This window comes from Flavobacterium sp. 1355, from assembly GCF_017833415.1.
In the GTDB taxonomy this organism is placed as follows: Bacteria; Bacteroidota; Bacteroidia; order Flavobacteriales; family Flavobacteriaceae; genus Flavobacterium.
The window spans coordinates 118,841-135,950 of sequence record NZ_JAFICC010000012.1 but is presented as its reverse complement, the minus strand read 5'-3'; the positions used below and the strand labels follow the sequence as shown (position 1 = coordinate 135,950).

Genomic DNA, 17,110 nt, shown 5'->3' with positions numbered 1-17,110 from the left:
CTAAAGCCTCGTATTATACAAGGCAAACTAATAATTCAGATTAACTCCAAATCCAATTCCCATATCGCTGTCATAATGCGTTGTGATTCCGAAATTACGCGCTATAATATATTTTAAACCAGCCATATATTCCTTATCTGTATTCCACATAAGGTTCATTCGGAGCCGCTGTGAAAGCGGAATGTCTTTTCGCTCAAATTGTACCCTCACATTTCCATCAGTATAAACTTCCAGTTGTGCTTTTACCAGCATTGGTAAAGTATATTCAAGACCGGCACTAAAAACCGAACGATTGTCTTTTGTATTACTCTGTCCAAAAATATTTTGTTCCTGTTCGTCCATTCCCATTTTTCTGTATCGCCAGTCAAAACCTATAAAAGGCATCAGCCATTGATTTTTTCCGATATAACGGCCAATATGCGTTTCTGTTTCATAACCGTGTTTGTCATTATAACCCAATCTCCATTCGGTTGCAATGCTCCAGCGCGTATTACTATACATCGCTTCACCATCATTTCCATTGCTTGCAAAATCATTTTCGGCCATAAAATGAAACATTCGATCGTCCATTTTTAACATTTTAAAAGCCATTTCCGGATGATGAATCAACGGATTGGGAGCTGAATTTTCGTAACTAAATATTCGTCCCATTCCTGCCATCATGTGATATAAAATATGACAGTGAAAAAACCAGTCGCCATCTGCATTGGCCTGAAATTCTATTGTATCTGTTTCCATCGGCATAATGTCAATGACATTTTTTAGCGGAGCATAATCACCATGTTCGTTTAGAACTCTAAAATCATGTCCATGTAAATGCATCGGATGGCGCATCATCGAGCCGTTGTACATAATAATACGAACATTTTCTCCTTTTTTGATTAAAATCTTATCCGTTTCAGAAACCACTTTATTGTCTAAACTCCACACATATCGGTTCATATTTCCTGAAAGGGTGAAGCGTAATTCTTTAACCGGCGCATCTTTCGGAAGATTTGTTTTAAACGGAGATTTCAGCATTCCATAATTCAAAGTGACAATTTCTGGCGTTTCTGTACTGTCATTCTCCATTTTCATCTCTTCCATATTATGATTAGAATGATCCATTGGTTTAGCATTTTCATCTTCGCCGGAAATTTCAGGATACATCACAGCATTCATATCCATTTTGTTCAAAGACATGTTCATGCCCATATCATTCATTTCCCCATTCATTTTCATCATATCGTTCATCATTTTCATTCCTTCAAAATATTTTAATTTTGAAAGATGATTAACGGGCTGTTTTTCGCCATTTCCTAAAAACAAAGAAGCAGATCCAGTCCTGTCTTCGGCTGTAGCCAAAAAAGCAAAAGATTTGTTGTCTTCAGGAATGGTGACCACAACATCATAAGTTTCAGAAACCGCAATAATCAAACGATCCACTTCTACGGGCTCAACATCATTTCCGTCACTCGCTACGACAGTTATTTTTCCACCGCCGTAAGTCAGCCAGAAATAACTCGAAGCATCTCCGTTGGCAATTCGCAAACGAACTTTCGAGCCGGGTTTAAAATCGGAAAGCTGTTGTTCATTTTTACCATTGATCAAAAACTTCTCATAATAGACATCACTAACATCCATAGCGTTCATTCGTTTCCATTCGTTGGTAATTTTGGTCGAAAAATGTCCTTGCTTTACCGCTTCGGCATAACTTTGTGTTGTTCCTTTTTTTATAGCAAACCAGTCATTTGCATTATGCAGCATTCGCTGAATATTCTCTGGTTTCAGATCAGACCATTCGCTTAAAATAACCGGAATCGTTGGCAGATCATCAATACCTTTTCTAATAGTACCATCGTCTTTTTTCTTATTGATTATAAAAAGGCCGTACAAACCAATTTGCTCCTGAAGTCCGGAATGGCTGTGGTACCAATACGTTCCGTTTTGAATAATCGGGAATGAATATTTATGTGTAGTTCCGGGTTCAATTGGCATTTGCGTCAGGTACGGAACGCCGTCTTCCTTATTAGGTAAAAACAATCCGTGCCAGTGCATCGAGGTTGTTTCTTTTTTCAATTCGTTATGGACATAGATTTCTGCAATATCTCCTTCGGTAAAAGTCAGAGTCGGCATCGGAATTTGACCATTTACGGCAATCGCGCGTTTTTCTTTACCCGAAAAACTGACAATCGTATCGCGAACATACAAATCATAACGCACTATTTTTTGTGCATTTAGCTGAAAAGCAATTAAAAACAGAAGGATAATATATTTGATTTTCATGACGATTACAATTTTAGATTTCTCAGTCGCAGCGCATTAACTATTACAGAAACGGAACTTAAACTCATTGCTACAGCGGCTAACATGGGAGAAAGCAAAATTCCCAAAAACGGGAATAAAATTCCTGCCGCGACTGGCACGCCCAGAGTATTGTAGATAAAAGCAAAAAATAAGTTCTGTTTAATGTTTGACATTACTGCATGGCTTAGATTTTTGGCCTTTACAATCCCGTTTAAATCTCCTTTTACTAACGTAATTTTGGCACTTTCTATTGCAACATCAGTTCCGGTTCCCATTGCGATTCCGATATTTGACTGAGCCAAAGCAGGCGCATCGTTGATCCCGTCACCCGCCATTGCCACAATTTTTCCTTCAGACTGAAGACGTTGAATTTCCTTCAGTTTATCTTCAGGAAGACAATCGGCTTTAAAAGAACTCAGATTCAAATAATCGGCAACAGCTTTTGCTGTATTATGGTTATCGCCTGTCAGCATAATAACCTCAACGCCCTGAGCAACTAATTCTTTGATGGCGTTGGCACTGTTTTCTTTGATAGCGTCGGTAATAGCAACAAAACCTAAAACTGTTTTGTCAATTGCGATATACGAAATAGTTTTGCCTAAATTCTGTTCGGCAGTAACTTGTTTTTCCAAATCCTGAGAAACAGAAGCTCCTGTTTCAGTCATTAATTTTTTGTTTCCTAAAGCGACATTTTTGTTTTCTATAGTACCCAAAACACCTTTTCCGGTGATGGTTTCAAAATCCTGAACTTCTTTGAATGAACTATTTTTAGCTTTCGCGAAATCAACAACAGCCTGCGCTAGAGGATGTTCACTATGCTGATTTAAGGAGGCAATGTTTTCAAGAAGGAAATCTTCGTTGTTATTAATGGCATATATTTTTTCTACAGAAGGCTTTCCTTCGGTAATTGTTCCCGTTTTATCGGTGATCAAAACATCAATTTTATTCATGTTTTCCAGCGCTTCTGCATTTTTAATCAGGATTCCGTGTTGAGCCCCTTTTCCAACTCCGACCATTACAGACATTGGCGTTGCCAGACCGAGTGCACAAGGGCAGGCAATAATTAAAACAGCAATTGCATTGATTAGTCCATAAACATAAGAAGGCTCCGGACCAAATTTTGCCCAGATAAAAAAAGTTAAAAGCGAAATAATAACAACCGTTGGTACAAAATATTTAGAAACACGATCGGCCAGTTTCTGAATTGGTGCGCGAGACCTGCTGGCATCATTTACCATTTGTATGATTTGTGAAAGCAGGGTTTCTGATCCTACCTTTTCTGCAGTCATTACAAACGATTTTGTACCGTTTATGGTTCCTGCAATCACTGCGTCTCCTGTTTTTTTGTCTGCAGGAATTGGTTCTCCGGTAATCATAGATTCATTAATGCTGCTCTCTCCGGAAGTTATTTTACCATCGACAGGGATTTTTTCTCCGGGTTTTACACGCAACAAATCTCCCTTTTTTATATTGTGAATCGAAATTACTTTGTCACTTCCGTTTTCAACCAATGTCGCTTCGGTCGGAGCTAATTTTAATAATTCTTTTATAGCGCCGTTGGTTTGTCCGTGTGCTTTGGCTTCCAGTAATTGTCCTAATAAAACTAAAGTAATAATTACAGTAGCTGCTTCAAAATACAGATGAATTGTTCCGTGATGGGATTTGAATTCGTCTGGAAAAACATCAGGGAAAAACATGCCGACAATACTAAATAAAAAAGCGACGCTTGTACCAATTCCGATTAAAGTAAACATGTTAAGATTCCATGTTAGGATTGATTTCCAGGCACGAACGAAAAACATCCAGCCTGCATAAAATAAAACCGGAAGCGAAAATATAAACTGGACCCAATTCCATTTTTCTACAGACATGATACGATAAAGCGGATTATCCGGAATCATTTCTGACATTGAAATAAGGAAAATAGGAATCGTAAAGAGTATTGCAATCCTCATTTTTTTCCATAAATCAGAATAAGTTTTGTTTTCTTCATTTTCAGAAACCTGAACCGGAACCAAGTCCATTCCACAAATGGGACAATCGCCAGGTTCGTTTGAAACAATCTCAGGATGCATCGGACAAGTAAATTGTGTTGCATTTATAGCAATTTGAGGTACCAAATCCATTCCGCAGACCGGGCAGTCTCCTGGCTTGTTATAGGTTTTGTCACCTTCGCAATGCATGGGACAGTAATAGACTCCATTTGCGCTGTGCTGAGGAACTTTATTTTCTTTTTTATGATGATCGTGATTCTCTTTTTTGTGACCTGAACAGCAAGATGAAACAGGAACATCTCCATGGTTTTTAGGAGAATCCATCTCGATAGTATAATTTCCTGCGGCCGATAAAACTTCCTGAAGTTTTTCAGTAGCCACATGTTTGTCCATGGTAATAGTAGCAATCCCGGGATTTAGATTTACTTCAGCATGAATGCCTTCAATTTCATTTAAAACCTTTTCTACTTTGGTTCTGCAGCCGTTGCACGACATACCCGAAATTATATATTGATGAGTCATTGTATTCTTTTTTAAGTATTACAATGCAAATTTCCGAACTATAAATTGTTCACGTTTGTATAATTTTGAGAATGATTTGTAAGATTTACTAATGTTATTTTTAAACCGCAATTCATTGATAAAAAACATAGCCCAAGGTTAAAGCCCTGGACTATGTTGCAATCTTGCAATATTAAAAAAATTACAAATTCTCGATCTGAATGCGCTTTTTATCTTTCGATTTTTTGAAAGAGGTAGGAGTAAAGCCAGTAATCTTTTTGAACTGGTTGCTCAGGTGAGCCACATTACTGTAGTTTAAAATATCGGCAATTTCGCTTAATGAAAGCTCATTATAAACCAATAATTCTTTTACTTTTTCAATTTTCTGGCTAATGAAATATTTTTCTATAGTGGTATTTTCAATTTCAGAAAATAAATTGCTCAGCGAATTGTAATCCTGACTAAGATCTTCTGCTAAATAATCTGATAAATTGATTTTGAGATCATTGTTTTTATGATGGACTAAATCTATAATCAGTGTTTTTATTCTTTCGACAGTTTTGCTTTTTTTGTCATCGATCAAATCAAAACCCAAAGCCTGAAGATTTTCTAATAAAGCATGTTTCTGCTTATCGCTCATTTCATTTTCCAGTTCAACTTCGCCCAATTCGACAGCAATGGTCTGAAGCCCGAGTTTTTCGAACTCAGACTTCACCACCATTTTGCATCGGCTGCACACCATATTTTTGATGTAAAGCTTCATGTTTATTTAATAGTTTCTATAACATTTCCGCAAGTCAGCATAGAAGAACCATAATAAGGATTCTTAACCGCTTTTTCTTTGCTCAGCCAGTCAGCATCTGCCATTGGGCAATATTGTTTGTAAATTGGCTGGTCGGGATTTGAAACTTTTATTAAATCGTATGTCTTTTTAGACAGCGATTTAAAAGTCTCACGTTGTTTTTTAAGATCTGTTGTTGCCGAAATACTTTTGGCATCAGCGGTTAGTTTTTTTACAACCTTCATCCAAACGGTATGTTCGCTATCCTTTAGTTTATCCATTTTTACAGCTGTTATCGCGGTAAGTAAATCTTTGGCTTTTGCCGAAGTCAATTTACTGTCACTTTTTATAAGTGCATCTTTTACTGTAAAATAAGCATCATAAACAGGCTGAAGCTGACTTGATGAATCTGTTACTTCATTTTTTTCTGTTTTGATAGAATTTGCCTGAATGTTATTTGCAGAAAATAATAAAGTAATTATTGCTGCTATTGCTATGATTGAATTTTTCATGTTATATATTTTTAGATTGAAAGGAAAAAAATCCTTTTTAATTTATTCGAAAGATTAAGATTGATTTTGACCCAATTATGGCTGTCAAAAAAAGAATTATCCTATTTTAGGACGTAGCCAAATCGAGGTAAAACCAGCAGAAAGGCCAGTTTCATTATAATGGCAATTTTGTTTTTTAGTAGCGAAATTAAAATTATTTCGTTCAAAAATAAATTCATTTGGAGGTATCGCATTCAACTGAAAAGAAACTGTACAGTTGGCGTGATGACATTTTTCATCACAATTATGTTTCTCTTCTTTTGAATTGTTTTTTTTACAGCATTCTTTTTCACAGCTGTTTTCTTTTGTTTCTTTCACGGTCATTTCTTCAGAATGCCTATTATTACAGGCATAATTGATACCCGGAATCAAAAAGAAACCAAGAGTTAGAAGAATAAATACTATGCGAACCTTTTTTGACAATGAAATGTTTTTGAAATACAAATTTAACTAAAAAACAATTGAAGAAATAATTTTTAAGATTTCCATAACTATAACCTTTTAAAATCTGTAGGTTTCATGTTCTTTCTTTTTTTAAAATAATTAGACAGATGGCTCTCATCGGTAAAGCCAAATTCGTACGCAATTTGCTTGACAGGTAATTGGTTATTCTGAAAACGTTTTTCGATTAGCGTTGTTCTCAAATTATGAATATAATCACGATAACTAATAGAAAAAGTCCTTTTGAAGTAAGCACTAAAATAAGTTTGCGCAATGTTAAAATGATCTGCAATTACCTTGATCTGAACCAATTTTGGCTGATATATATTCTGATGAATGTAAGAAGTAATCTGCTCGTTGTCAATAGAATTTCCTTTTACAACAAGGTTCAGGCTGCGCATGGTTTCTTTTATTAATCCAAAAATAGAAAGGATCTGATAAAATACAATTGGCGAATTCGAAACATCGGTTTTACAATTATAAGCAGAAATGTTGTCGATCGTATTTTTTAGAATTGTACGGCAGGGATCATCAAACTTTAAAACAGTTTCTTTGAGTGTTTTGTCACGCATAAAACTTTCGGGCGTATGAATTAAAAATTCATCACAGGTAAGGTTTTGTTTTGAATTAAAATAACTGTCAGTGAATTTGATATATACAAAGCGCGTACTTTTTTTAATGTCAAAATAATGCTCATCGTCTGGAGAAATAACAAATAAATCACCCGTTTTATAAGGGAGAAGATTATTGTTTAAATGATGAACGCCACTTCCTTTTTTAATATAGATGATCTCATAATACGTATGCGTATGTGGCGGAAGATGAAATTTTTCATCTTCAAATTCATTTATAACAAGAGTTTCAAATTGATTTAATTTTGGCATAACTTAAATATACAAGTTTATATCGCAAATATACAACTAAATTTTTCTGCAATTGAGTTAAATTTGCCTCATAGAAAGTCATTTTCCTTTCTTAATTAATCAGATGAAAAAAAGTCTCATTGCTCTCTCTTTAGGAGGGCTAACTATTGGAATTACAGAATTTGTAATGATGGGTTTATTGCCTGACATTGCTTCAGATATGAAAGTTTCAATTCCGGTTGCCGGTTATTTAATTTCGGCGTATGCACTTGGAGTTGTTATTGGTGCGCCTTTATTAGTAATATTAGGCAGGAATTATGCGCCCAAAAAAATGCTTTTAATTTTAGCTTTAATGCTAACACTTTTTAATGCACTGTCTATCATTGCACCCAACTATAATTTTTTGTTTGCCTCACGATTTTTATCAGGACTGCCACACGGAGCATTTTTTGGAGTAGGAGCAGTTGTGGCAAGCCGTTTGGCAGACAAAGGCAAAGAAGCACAAGCAATTGCTATTATGTTTTCGGGCCTGACTTTGGCTAATTTAATAGGAGTTCCAATCGGGACTTATATTGGTCATCATTTTATCTGGCGTTATACATTTATTCTTATTGCAATTGTAGGGTCGCTTACCTTTTTGTTTATCTATTTATGGATGCCAAATCTGGAAAAAAACCAAACGGTAAACATGAAAACGCAGCTGCAGTTTTTTAAGAAAGCCGATGCCTGGCTTATTATCGGGATCACGGCCATTGGATTTGGCGGGCTTTTTGCCTGGATAAGTTACATTGCACCTTTGTTGATTAAGGTGTCTAAATTTTCTCCCGAAGACGTTTCTTATATTCTTATTCTGGCAGGTTTCGGAATGGTGGTCGGAAATTTTTTGGGTGGTAAGCTTGCAGACCGGTTTTCTCCGGCTCCGACTACATTGGCGTTACTGATGGTAATGTCGGTGGATTTAATTTTGGTTTATTTTTTCTCTTTTAATCAATATGCTTCTTTGATTTTTACTTTCTTAACCGGTGCTATTTCTTTTTCGGTTATTGCGCCAATTCAAATGTTGATGATCCGTACTGCCAAAGGTGCCGAAATGATTGCATCGGCTTCATTGCAGGGAAGTTTTAATATCGGAAATGCATTAGGGGCTTTTCTTGGAGGTCTGCCTTTAATTGCCGGTTACAGTTATGCTTCTCCAAATCTTATTGGTGTCGGAATGTCAATTGTCGGTATGATAATCACTTCTGTCTTGATTCAAAGAAGAAGAAGCTCTCAGATTGAATTGCAGGAAGCAGAGGCAATTTAAAATACTAAAATTTAGAATTTAGTTTTTATAAAAAAGGCTGACAAATACTATTTGCCAGCCTTTTTCTATTTGGATTTTAATGGTTTTACCAGCCTTTTACAGCACCGCCTTTAAATTCTTTTTCTGCTGCTTTTGCAACCTCATCAGATTGAAAAGCTTTTAAGAATTTCAAAACTTTCTCGTCATTTTTGTTGTCTTCTCTCGAAACAACCAAATTGACGTAAGGTGAATCTTTATCTTCTACAAATAATGCATCTCGTGACGGAACTAGTCCTGCCTGTGATGAAAAAGTATTATTGATAATAGCTAACGATACATCTTCGTCATCTAGCGTTCTTGGAATTTGCGGTGCTTCTAATTCTAATATTTTTAAGTTCTTAGGATTTTCAGTAATATCAATCACTTTTGGTAAAAGGCCAACATTATCCTTAAGTTTTAAAAGACCGTTTTTTTGAAGCAATAATAACGAACGTCCGCCATTTGTAGGGTCATTTGGAATAACAATTGTACTACCCGGTTTTAGTTCGGCAAGTGTTTTTATTTTTCTTGAATATGCGGCAATCGGGTAAATAAAAGTTTTACCGATAATGGCAAGTTTATAGCCTCTTTGCTTAGCCTGCTCATCAAGATAAGGTTTATGCTGAAAAGCATTAGCATCGATATCACCCTGATTCAAAGCTTCGTTTGGAACAACATAATCATTAAAAGTAATCAGCTCAACTTCTAGTCCGTATTTGTCTTTTGCTACTTTTTGTGCAGCTTGTGCAACAATGAATTCAGGTCCTGCCGCAACTCCCACTTTTATATGATTAGGGTCGTTTTTCTTTTCTTTTCCACAGTTAGCAAGTGTTAGCGTCAGGGCTAAAATCCCTCCAAGTACAGAAAGTTTATTTTTTGTATTCATGTTTATGTTTTAAAATTATAACTAAGTTTATCTGTGGTCAAAATATTTAGAAAGTCTGTCTCCGACGAATTGTATGATAAAGACAAGGGCAACAAGTAGTGCTAAAACCGTATTCATGATTACGGCATCATAACCAATGTACCCATATTGATAACCAATCTGCCCGAGTCCGCCGGCACCAACGGCCCCGCCCATAGCAGAATAACCCACAAGTGTGATTAATGTAATAGATGCGGCATTGATAAGGGATGGAAGTGCTTCCGGCAATAATACTTTATATACAATTTGCAGCGGTGTTGCGCCCAAAGCCCTTGCGGCTTCAATTAATCCTGAAGGCAAACCCAGCAAACTGTTTTCTACTAATCTTGCAATAAACGGAGCAGCTCCAATACTCAGCGGCACCAACGCTGCACTAACTCCGATTGAAGTTCCGACCAGAGTTCGTGTAAAAGGAATCATCCATACAATTAAAATAATAAACGGTATCGACCTGAAGATATTTACAATTACAGACAGAACACGATTAAACAATAGATGTTCGAGAATCTGACCTTTTCTGGTAAGGAATAATAATATTCCGGAAGGGAGGCCCAGCAAAAAACCGAAAAATCCGGCTAGAAAAGTCATTACAATAGTTTCAAAAGTTCCTTGTAATAAGAGTGTTATAATAGATTCAGACATAGCCTAATATTTCTGTTTTTACGTGTTTGTCATTAAAAAATCGAATTGCTTCCTTATGTTGTGTTTCACTACCGGATAACTCAACAATAAGAATTCCGAAATTGGTATCGCCTGCATAAGCCGTTTGTGCGGTAATAATGTTGGCATTTACACCAAACTGAATGGCTGCCTGAGTTAAAATAGGCTCATTTACCGAATTTCCGTTTAGCTCCAGTCGCAATAAAGGATGTAAACCATCTTTATAATCAGATTTTAATCGTTCCTGATATAAGTCCGGGATTTCTATATGTAGAGAAGAAGAGATAAACTCACGGGTAAGTTCATTCTTTGGATTTGCAAATATCTCGCCCACAGTTCCCTGTTCAATTAATTTTCCGTTACTGATTACAGCAACCTCATCACAAATGGCTTTTACCACTTCCATTTGATGCGTAATAAGAAGAATAGTGATATTTAGTCGTTTATTAATATCTTTTAATAAATTCAGAATAGATCTGGTAGTTCCGGGATCAAGTGCGCTCGTAGCCTCATCACACAAAAGAACTTTAGGGTTGTTTGCCAGAGTTCTTGCAATGGCAACACGCTGTTTCTGACCGCCGGAAAGACTAGCCGGATAATCATTTATTTTTTCAGAAAGTCCAACTAAATCTAATAATTCCAGAACACGCTTTTTTATATCAGGTTTAGAAACACCTGCTAATTCTAAAGGAAAAGCAACATTGTCAAAAACAGTCCTTGAAGATAAAAGATTAAAATGCTGAAAAATCATTCCGATTTGTCTTCTTTCTTTTGCTAATTGTGAATTACTCAATTGTAATAGTGATTTGCCGTCTACAAGCACATCACCAGAAGTCGGTTTTTCGAGCAGGTTTATACATCGTATCAAAGTGCTTTTGCCCGCACCCGAAGTTCCGATAACACCAAATATTTTTCCAGGAGGGACATGAACCGAAACATCCTGCAAAGCAATGATTTCTCTCCCGGTTTTATGAAACTTTTTAGTAATATTCTTTAATTCTATCATATTGTATTTTTTGCAATCAATTGAAAATTAAAAGCGAAGCAAATATCCGCTCACAAATTCGATGCAAATGTAAGTTATATTTAGTTTATAATAAAATCTATAGGGGAAGTAGAACATTAATAGAATGTTAATTATTTGATTTAATAGTTGGTTTTTCTGTTGTAAAAGCCCAAATATCAAGTACTAATTTTTTAAATCCTCAAATTCCATTATAAGATGTCTTAATTGAGTTTAAAAAAAATAAAAGAATTTATATCATTTTTAATTTTTTAAACAATACGATAATGCCCTTAATTTTTTCTGAAGGCGTTCTAATACTTACATAAACAAAGCCTGATAAATCTTTAATTTTCTTTATGTAATCGATTATTATGTTTTATTAATTGCACATATTTAAACAATTAATAAAAATATATTTAATATTTATAAAGCTATTAAATTATGCATAACTTATTTTAAATAGTAAATAATTATAAAAATTAAGTTTAATTAAGATTTTTTTATGATTTTAAATTTTTTGTATCAAAAAAATTTTTATGTTTGTGCAATCGATTACATTTTTACTTTAGAAATTTGGCTGACTTTCGTATTTCTTACAAGAAAACGGAAACCATAATTGTAAATACTTATTAGATTTTTAAAATAAAACCACTTTATACTAATCCATTACTAACTTAAAACATTAACTAACTATGAATTTTAAAAATTTATCCGTTAAAGGAGCAAATTGTTATTTTACGGTAGTTTTCTTATTGTGTCTGCTCGCGGGCGGGCAAATGAGAGCACAGTCTGTAACACTTGAAGGAACGGTTAAGGACGCTACGGGACTGTCTTTGCCCGGTGTAAATATAGTAGAGAAAGGAACAAAGAACACTGCTTCTACTGATTTTGATGGCCGTTACAAAATAAAAGTTTCTAACCCGAAGGCAATCTTAAGTTTTTCATTTATAGGATTTAAAACAAGAGATATTTCTGTTGAAGGCAAATCTAAAATTGATATAACACTTTCTGAGGACTCCAATAACCTAAACGAAGTTATTGTTGTGGGATACGGAACAACAAAAAAATCGGATTTAACAGGTGCTGTTTCTACATTGTCAGGAAATGATATGAGAAAAATTCCGGTTGCCAACGTAGCAGAAGCTCTTACAGGGCGAGTTGCTGGGGTACAGGTTACTTCTTCAGAAGGTTCTCCCGATTCAGAAATTAAAATTAGAATTCGCGGAGGCGGATCGTTGACTCAGGATAGTTCTCCCTTGTATATTGTTGATGGTTTTCCTGTAAATAGTATTAACGATATTTCTTCTTCTGATATCGAATCGATGACGATACTAAAAGACGCTTCTTCTACAGCGATTTACGGATCAAGAGGAGCAAATGGTGTTATCATTGTTACTACTAAAAAAGGTAAAGACGGTAAGATTGCAGTAAATTTTAACATGTTTTACGGCATGAAAAAAATGGCAAAAGAAATTGATGTTTTATCGCCGGAAGATTTTGTTAAATGGCAATATGAATATTCGCTATTGGAAGAGGATGTGAATACATACGAAAAGTATTTTGGATCATGGCAGGATTATGATTTGTATAAAGGAATGAAAGGCAATAATTGGCAAAAGCAGGTTTATGGAAAAACCGGAGAAGTGCAAAGCCGTGATTTGTCGATACGTGGTGGGGCAGAAAAAATAAATTTTAATTTTAATTATGCCCACTATGATGAAAAAGCAATTATGGTTGGCTCAAATTTTAATAGAAATAACCTTTCGCTGTCGTTAAACAGCAAAGCTTCAGATAAAGTAGATCTTTCTTTTACAATGCGTTATTCTGATACAGAGATAAATGGAGGCGGATTAAATGAACAAAATGAGGTTTCGTCTGCAGATTCACGTTTAAAACACAGCGTTGGTTACTCACCAATTCCAATGCCGGGTTTAACAACAACCAACACAGATGAAGCGCTTTCTAATTATTTGACTAATCCATTTGTATCCATTGCAGACAATAACCGTCAGCAGTTTAGAAAAAACTTTAATATGCTTGGAAGTTTTTCATGGAAGTTAACAGACAAACTGGTTTTTAAGACCGACTTAGGTTTAGATAATTATAGTTATTTAGACTATCGTTTTTACGGGCGTACTACCTATTATGTAAACAATGCCCCTGCAGCAGAACGACAAGGCATGCCAGCTCTGACAATGGCCGACAGAACTGATAAGCGTTTTAGAAATGCAAATACGCTTAATTATGATTTCAAGAAATCATTGGGTGATAATCATAATCTAAGAATTCTTGTTGGTGAGGAAATGATCAATTTTAAGAGAAATGATGTGACTAGCGTAATTCAGGGATTTCCTAAGTTTTTTGATTTTGCTTTGGCACAAAAACTTACTACACAAGGAACGCCATTGTATGTTGATAATTTCTATTTTCCTGATGATAAATTGTTATCTTTTTTTGGACGTGTAAACTACGATTTCAAAGACCGTTATCTTTTTACAGCGACCTACCGTGCCGATGGTTCGAGTAAATTTGCAGGTGATAATAAATGGGGATTTTTTCCGGCAGCAGCAGCAGCCTGGAAAATATCTGAAGAAAGCTTTTTGAAAGATGTTTCCTGGATTGAATCACTTAAACTGCGATTAAGTTATGGTGAGGCGGGGAACAACAATATTCCTACAGGCCAGACTTTTCAGAATTTTACATCAACGGCAACTCCATGGATAAACGGAGTTAATAATTACTGGTCAGCACAAAAAACACTATTCAATCCCGATCTTAAATGGGAAACTACGGTTACTCAGAATGCTGGTTTAGATTTTGATTTTTTTAAAAGCAGAATAAGCGGATCTGTTGAGGTTTATAAAAATTTAACTAAAGATTTACTGATAAACTTTCCTATTCCGGGGTCAGGATATGATTACCAATATAGAAATATGGGAGAAACTCAGAACACCGGAGTAGAAGCTACCTTAAACCTTGTATTGTTAGAAACGCCGAAGTATGGTCTGAATTTATCTTTTAATGCAGGATTTAACAAAAACCGCATTAACTCACTGGGAGTGATGAGCGATTTTGGTGCGGCAACCAACTGGGCTTCTACTGCAATCGGAAATGATTTTCTTGTAAATGCCGGACAGCCTTTAGGATTAATGTACGGATATGTAAGTGACGGGCGATATGAAGTTTCTGACTTTACCTACAGTGGAACAACATATACGTTAAAACCCTATTTTTTGCCTGATGGTACCAGAAATCCAGATGGAGTAGTAAGTGCCTCTACAGTTGTAGGAACTATTACACCGGGAATGATGAAATTAAAAGATATTAATGCAGATGGAGTTGTAAATGCCAACGATCGTAAAATAATTGGTAATGCAAATCCTAAAAGTACCGGTGGAATGATATTGAATGCAAATGCTTATGGCTTTGATCTTTCTGCGGCATTTAACTGGAGTATCGGGAATGATGTTTACAATGCAAACAAAGTAGAATTTACTACTTCTACACCAGACACACAATATAGAAATTTAAGTTCTGAAATGGCCGATGGACAAAGATGGACAAATCTTGATCCTTCAACAGGGCAGTTGGTAACAAACCCTGATGCTCTGACAGCGCTTAATGCAAACACAACTATGTGGTCTCCGTATATGAGTCGTTATGTTTTTAGTGACTGGGCTGTTGAAGATGGTTCTTTCTTAAGACTTAATACGCTGACTTTAGGTTACACGGCACCAAATTCCTTCATTTCTGCAACAGGTATTTCAAAACTAAGATTTTATCTCACAGCTAGTAATGTCTTTATAATCACAAAATACACAGGACCGGATCCGGAAGTTTCCACGAGAAGGAATACGCCTCTTACCCCGGGTGTTGATTATTCAGCGTATCCACGCAGCAGACAATTGGTTTTTGGTTTAAACCTTAATTTCTAATTCAATAAAACTTTCACAAGATGAAATATAAAATAGTAATTGCAGGAATTGTAATGGCAAGCCTTTTTACTTCCTGTCAGGAATTTTCAGATGATTATTTAGATGCGCCTGCAAAATCAACAATCGAAGAAAAAGAACTTTTTTCTAATGTTGGACTGGCGCAGGGCGCTGTAGATGGAATTAAGGTTGCATTTGCAGAAACCAACTCTTACAGAGGCCGATTTCTTCCTTTTTATGGACTTAATACAGATGTTGAATGGTACAATTCTTCACAGACGGTAAGTGAAGCATCTAACTTATGTACGTATGATGCAAAACCTGAAAACACACAAATGAATACCACCAATAATGCCTGGGCTATGATGTATTTAGGTATAGAACGTGCTAATATCTGTATTCGCGGATTACGTACATATGGCGATCCTAAACCGGGAAATGAAATTGGATATTTGCTGGGAGAAGCATTAACATTAAGAGCAGTTTATTATGCTGATTTAGTTAAGGCCTGGGGAGATGTTCCGGCTCGTTTTGAGCCAGTTAACAGTGAAACTCTTTATTTGCCAAAATCAAGCCGTGATGTGATTTACAAACAAATCCTTGCTGATTTGAAAGAAGCTTCTGCTCTGGTACCATGGCCTAATGAAAGTGCATCTACCAAAAGCACAGAGCGTGTAAATAAAGCTTTTGTTAAAGGATTACGCGCCCGATTAGCTTTGGCTGCCAGTGGTTATCAGCAATATCCTGATGCAATCAGAAGAAGTAATGATCCGCAATTATCAGTTCCTCTTATGTATAAATTAGCATTGGATGAGTGCCGGTCTGTTATTGAAAGCGGACAAGCACATTTAGAATCTTCTTTTGAATCTTTTTGGAAAAAATACAATCAGGAAGTGTTGACAGCCGGAGGAGAATCCCTTTGGGAAATTCCTTTTGGAGAAGGCCGTGGCCGTATGCTATACACTTTTGCTGTTAAGCATACGACAGAAGACCAGTATCATAGTAATGGAGCAAACAGAGGAGGAACAGCTGGTCCGCTGCCTTTTGTTTTTTACGATTATGATCAGGCAGACACCCGAAGAGATGTTACCTGCGTGCCGTACAAATATGGTACAGCTGTAAATAATGTTGCCAAACAAGAGTTGGGCGCAATAAATACCTGGTATTTTGGTAAATATCGTTACGAGTGGATGACGCGTTTTGTAACTTCTGATAATGATGACGGGGTCAATAAAATTTACATGCGTTATGCAGAAGTATTGTTAATGGCGGCAGAAGCGGCAAATGAGATTGAAGGCCCGGGTGCAGCAGCTCCGTATTTAAAAGAAATAAGAAAAAGAGCATTTAAGGCAGAAGATCATGCAGTAAAAGTTGAAGCTTATGTAAATGCGCTAACAAGTAAACAAGCTATGTTTAACGCGATCGTAGAGGAGAATAAATTTGAATTTACAGGAGAAATGGAACGTAAACAGGCACTTATTCGCTGGAACTTGCTAAAAGTTAAATTGGATCAGGCAAAGCAAAAAATGTTTGATTTACAAGATCGTACAGGAGATTATGCAACTGTGCCTGTAAACTTGTATTATAAATATAAAACGGATAACGAAACACTGATAATTTATGGTTTAAACAAAGGAGAAACCACAAATCCCGGTTCAGATTATACTTTATATGTTGATAGCAAAGGAGCAAATGCATGGGATGTGCTTGCAGACACTAAAATCAACTCTCTTTACAAATTGGGAGTGGATCCTGATAACAGGCAGTTCTGGCCAATTTGGAAAGTATTTATTGATGGAAGCAACAGAAAATTAGTCAATGATTATGGCTACTCAAATTAATTATCAAT

At 35.9% G+C, this 17,110-nt stretch carries 12 protein-coding genes; 3 read left to right on the top strand and 9 right to left on the bottom strand.

Annotated features, from left to right (window positions below):
* Positions 1 to 27: 27 nt before the first annotated feature.
* The 6 genes from JOD96_RS16485 to JOD96_RS16460 form a co-directional block, all read right to left on the bottom strand.
* The gene (locus tag JOD96_RS16485; RefSeq protein WP_209565323.1) at positions 28 to 2,265 is read right to left on the bottom strand and encodes a multicopper oxidase family protein; all 2,238 of its coding nucleotides are present in this window, start codon (positions 2,263 to 2,265) and stop codon (positions 28 to 30) included.
* Positions 2,266 to 2,270: 5 nt separating this feature from the next.
* Positions 2,271 to 4,802, bottom strand: coding sequence for a heavy metal translocating P-type ATPase (locus JOD96_RS16480; protein WP_209565322.1), 2,532 nt, complete (start codon positions 4,800 to 4,802; stop codon positions 2,271 to 2,273).
* A gap of 181 nt (positions 4,803 to 4,983) precedes the next feature.
* The gene (locus JOD96_RS16475; RefSeq protein ID WP_209565321.1) at positions 4,984 to 5,544 is read right to left on the bottom strand and encodes an AraC family transcriptional regulator; all 561 of its coding nucleotides are present in this window, start codon (positions 5,542 to 5,544) and stop codon (positions 4,984 to 4,986) included.
* 2 nt (positions 5,545 to 5,546) lie between these two features.
* Entirely contained in the window at positions 5,547 to 6,074 is a 528-nt protein-coding gene (locus JOD96_RS16470; RefSeq protein ID WP_209565320.1) for a DUF3347 domain-containing protein, read from the bottom strand.
* Between the two features lie 96 nt (positions 6,075 to 6,170).
* Positions 6,171 to 6,536, bottom strand: a complete 366-nt coding sequence (locus JOD96_RS16465) for a hypothetical protein (protein ID WP_209565319.1) — start codon at positions 6,534 to 6,536, stop codon at positions 6,171 to 6,173.
* Between the two features lie 68 nt (positions 6,537 to 6,604).
* Positions 6,605 to 7,438: an AraC family transcriptional regulator gene (locus JOD96_RS16460; protein ID WP_209565318.1), complete on the bottom strand. Its 834-nt coding sequence runs from the start codon at positions 7,436 to 7,438 to the stop codon at positions 6,605 to 6,607.
* Between the two features lie 103 nt (positions 7,439 to 7,541).
* Here JOD96_RS16460 and JOD96_RS16455 point away from each other — a divergent pair, with 103 nt between their 5' ends.
* On the top strand, positions 7,542 to 8,720 hold the full coding sequence (locus tag JOD96_RS16455; protein ID WP_209565317.1) for an MFS transporter: 1,179 nt from the start codon (positions 7,542 to 7,544) through the stop codon (positions 8,718 to 8,720).
* Between the two features lie 85 nt (positions 8,721 to 8,805).
* Here JOD96_RS16455 and metQ read toward each other — a convergent pair whose 3' ends face one another.
* The 3 genes from metQ to metN are packed head-to-tail and all read right to left on the bottom strand — an operon-like array spanning position 8,806 to position 11,329.
* A complete protein-coding gene (metQ, locus tag JOD96_RS16450; protein WP_209565316.1) occupies positions 8,806 to 9,624 on the bottom strand; it encodes a methionine ABC transporter substrate-binding lipoprotein MetQ in 819 nt (272 codons plus the stop codon).
* Between the two features lie 27 nt (positions 9,625 to 9,651).
* Positions 9,652 to 10,305 (bottom strand): methionine ABC transporter permease MetI, encoded by a 654-nt coding sequence (metI, locus tag JOD96_RS16445; RefSeq protein ID WP_209565315.1) that lies wholly within the window; start codon positions 10,303 to 10,305, stop codon positions 9,652 to 9,654.
* Entirely contained in the window at positions 10,298 to 11,329 is a 1,032-nt protein-coding gene (gene metN / locus JOD96_RS16440; protein WP_209565314.1) for a methionine ABC transporter ATP-binding protein MetN, read from the bottom strand. Before metN ends, metI begins: the two co-directional genes overlap by 8 nt.
* A 692-nt stretch (positions 11,330 to 12,021) precedes the next feature.
* Between metN and JOD96_RS16435 the strand changes: the two genes are divergently transcribed.
* Together JOD96_RS16435 and JOD96_RS16430 are read left to right on the top strand one after the other, a co-directional pair.
* Complete coding sequence (locus JOD96_RS16435; protein WP_209565313.1) at positions 12,022 to 15,264, top strand: SusC/RagA family TonB-linked outer membrane protein; 3,243 nt, start codon at positions 12,022 to 12,024, stop codon at positions 15,262 to 15,264.
* Positions 15,265 to 15,284: 20 nt separating this feature from the next.
* Complete coding sequence (locus JOD96_RS16430; protein ID WP_209565312.1) at positions 15,285 to 17,102, top strand: RagB/SusD family nutrient uptake outer membrane protein; 1,818 nt, start codon at positions 15,285 to 15,287, stop codon at positions 17,100 to 17,102.
* Positions 17,103 to 17,110 lie beyond the last annotated feature (8 nt).

Excerpts from the sequence above, each read along its gene's own strand:
- JOD96_RS16485 (WP_209565323.1), bottom strand. The coding sequence starts at position 2,265 with ATGAAAATCAAATATATTATCCTTCTGTTTTTAATTGCTTTTCAGCTA.
- JOD96_RS16480 (WP_209565322.1), bottom strand. The coding sequence starts at position 4,802 with ATGACTCATCAATATATAATTTCGGGTATGTCGTGCAACGGCTGCAGA.
- JOD96_RS16475 (WP_209565321.1), bottom strand. The coding sequence starts at position 5,544 with ATGAAGCTTTACATCAAAAATATGGTGTGCAGCCGATGCAAAATGGTG.
- JOD96_RS16470 (WP_209565320.1), bottom strand. The coding sequence starts at position 6,074 with ATGAAAAATTCAATCATAGCAATAGCAGCAATAATTACTTTATTATTT.
- JOD96_RS16460 (WP_209565318.1), bottom strand. The coding sequence starts at position 7,438 with ATGCCAAAATTAAATCAATTTGAAACTCTTGTTATAAATGAATTTGAA.
- JOD96_RS16455 (WP_209565317.1), top strand. The coding sequence starts at position 7,542 with ATGAAAAAAAGTCTCATTGCTCTCTCTTTAGGAGGGCTAACTATTGGA.
- metQ (WP_209565316.1), bottom strand. The coding sequence starts at position 9,624 with ATGAATACAAAAAATAAACTTTCTGTACTTGGAGGGATTTTAGCCCTG.
- metI (WP_209565315.1), bottom strand. The coding sequence starts at position 10,305 with ATGTCTGAATCTATTATAACACTCTTATTACAAGGAACTTTTGAAACT.
- metN (WP_209565314.1), bottom strand. The coding sequence starts at position 11,329 with ATGATAGAATTAAAGAATATTACTAAAAAGTTTCATAAAACCGGGAGA.
- JOD96_RS16435 (WP_209565313.1), top strand. The coding sequence starts at position 12,022 with ATGAATTTTAAAAATTTATCCGTTAAAGGAGCAAATTGTTATTTTACG.
- JOD96_RS16430 (WP_209565312.1), top strand. The coding sequence starts at position 15,285 with ATGAAATATAAAATAGTAATTGCAGGAATTGTAATGGCAAGCCTTTTT.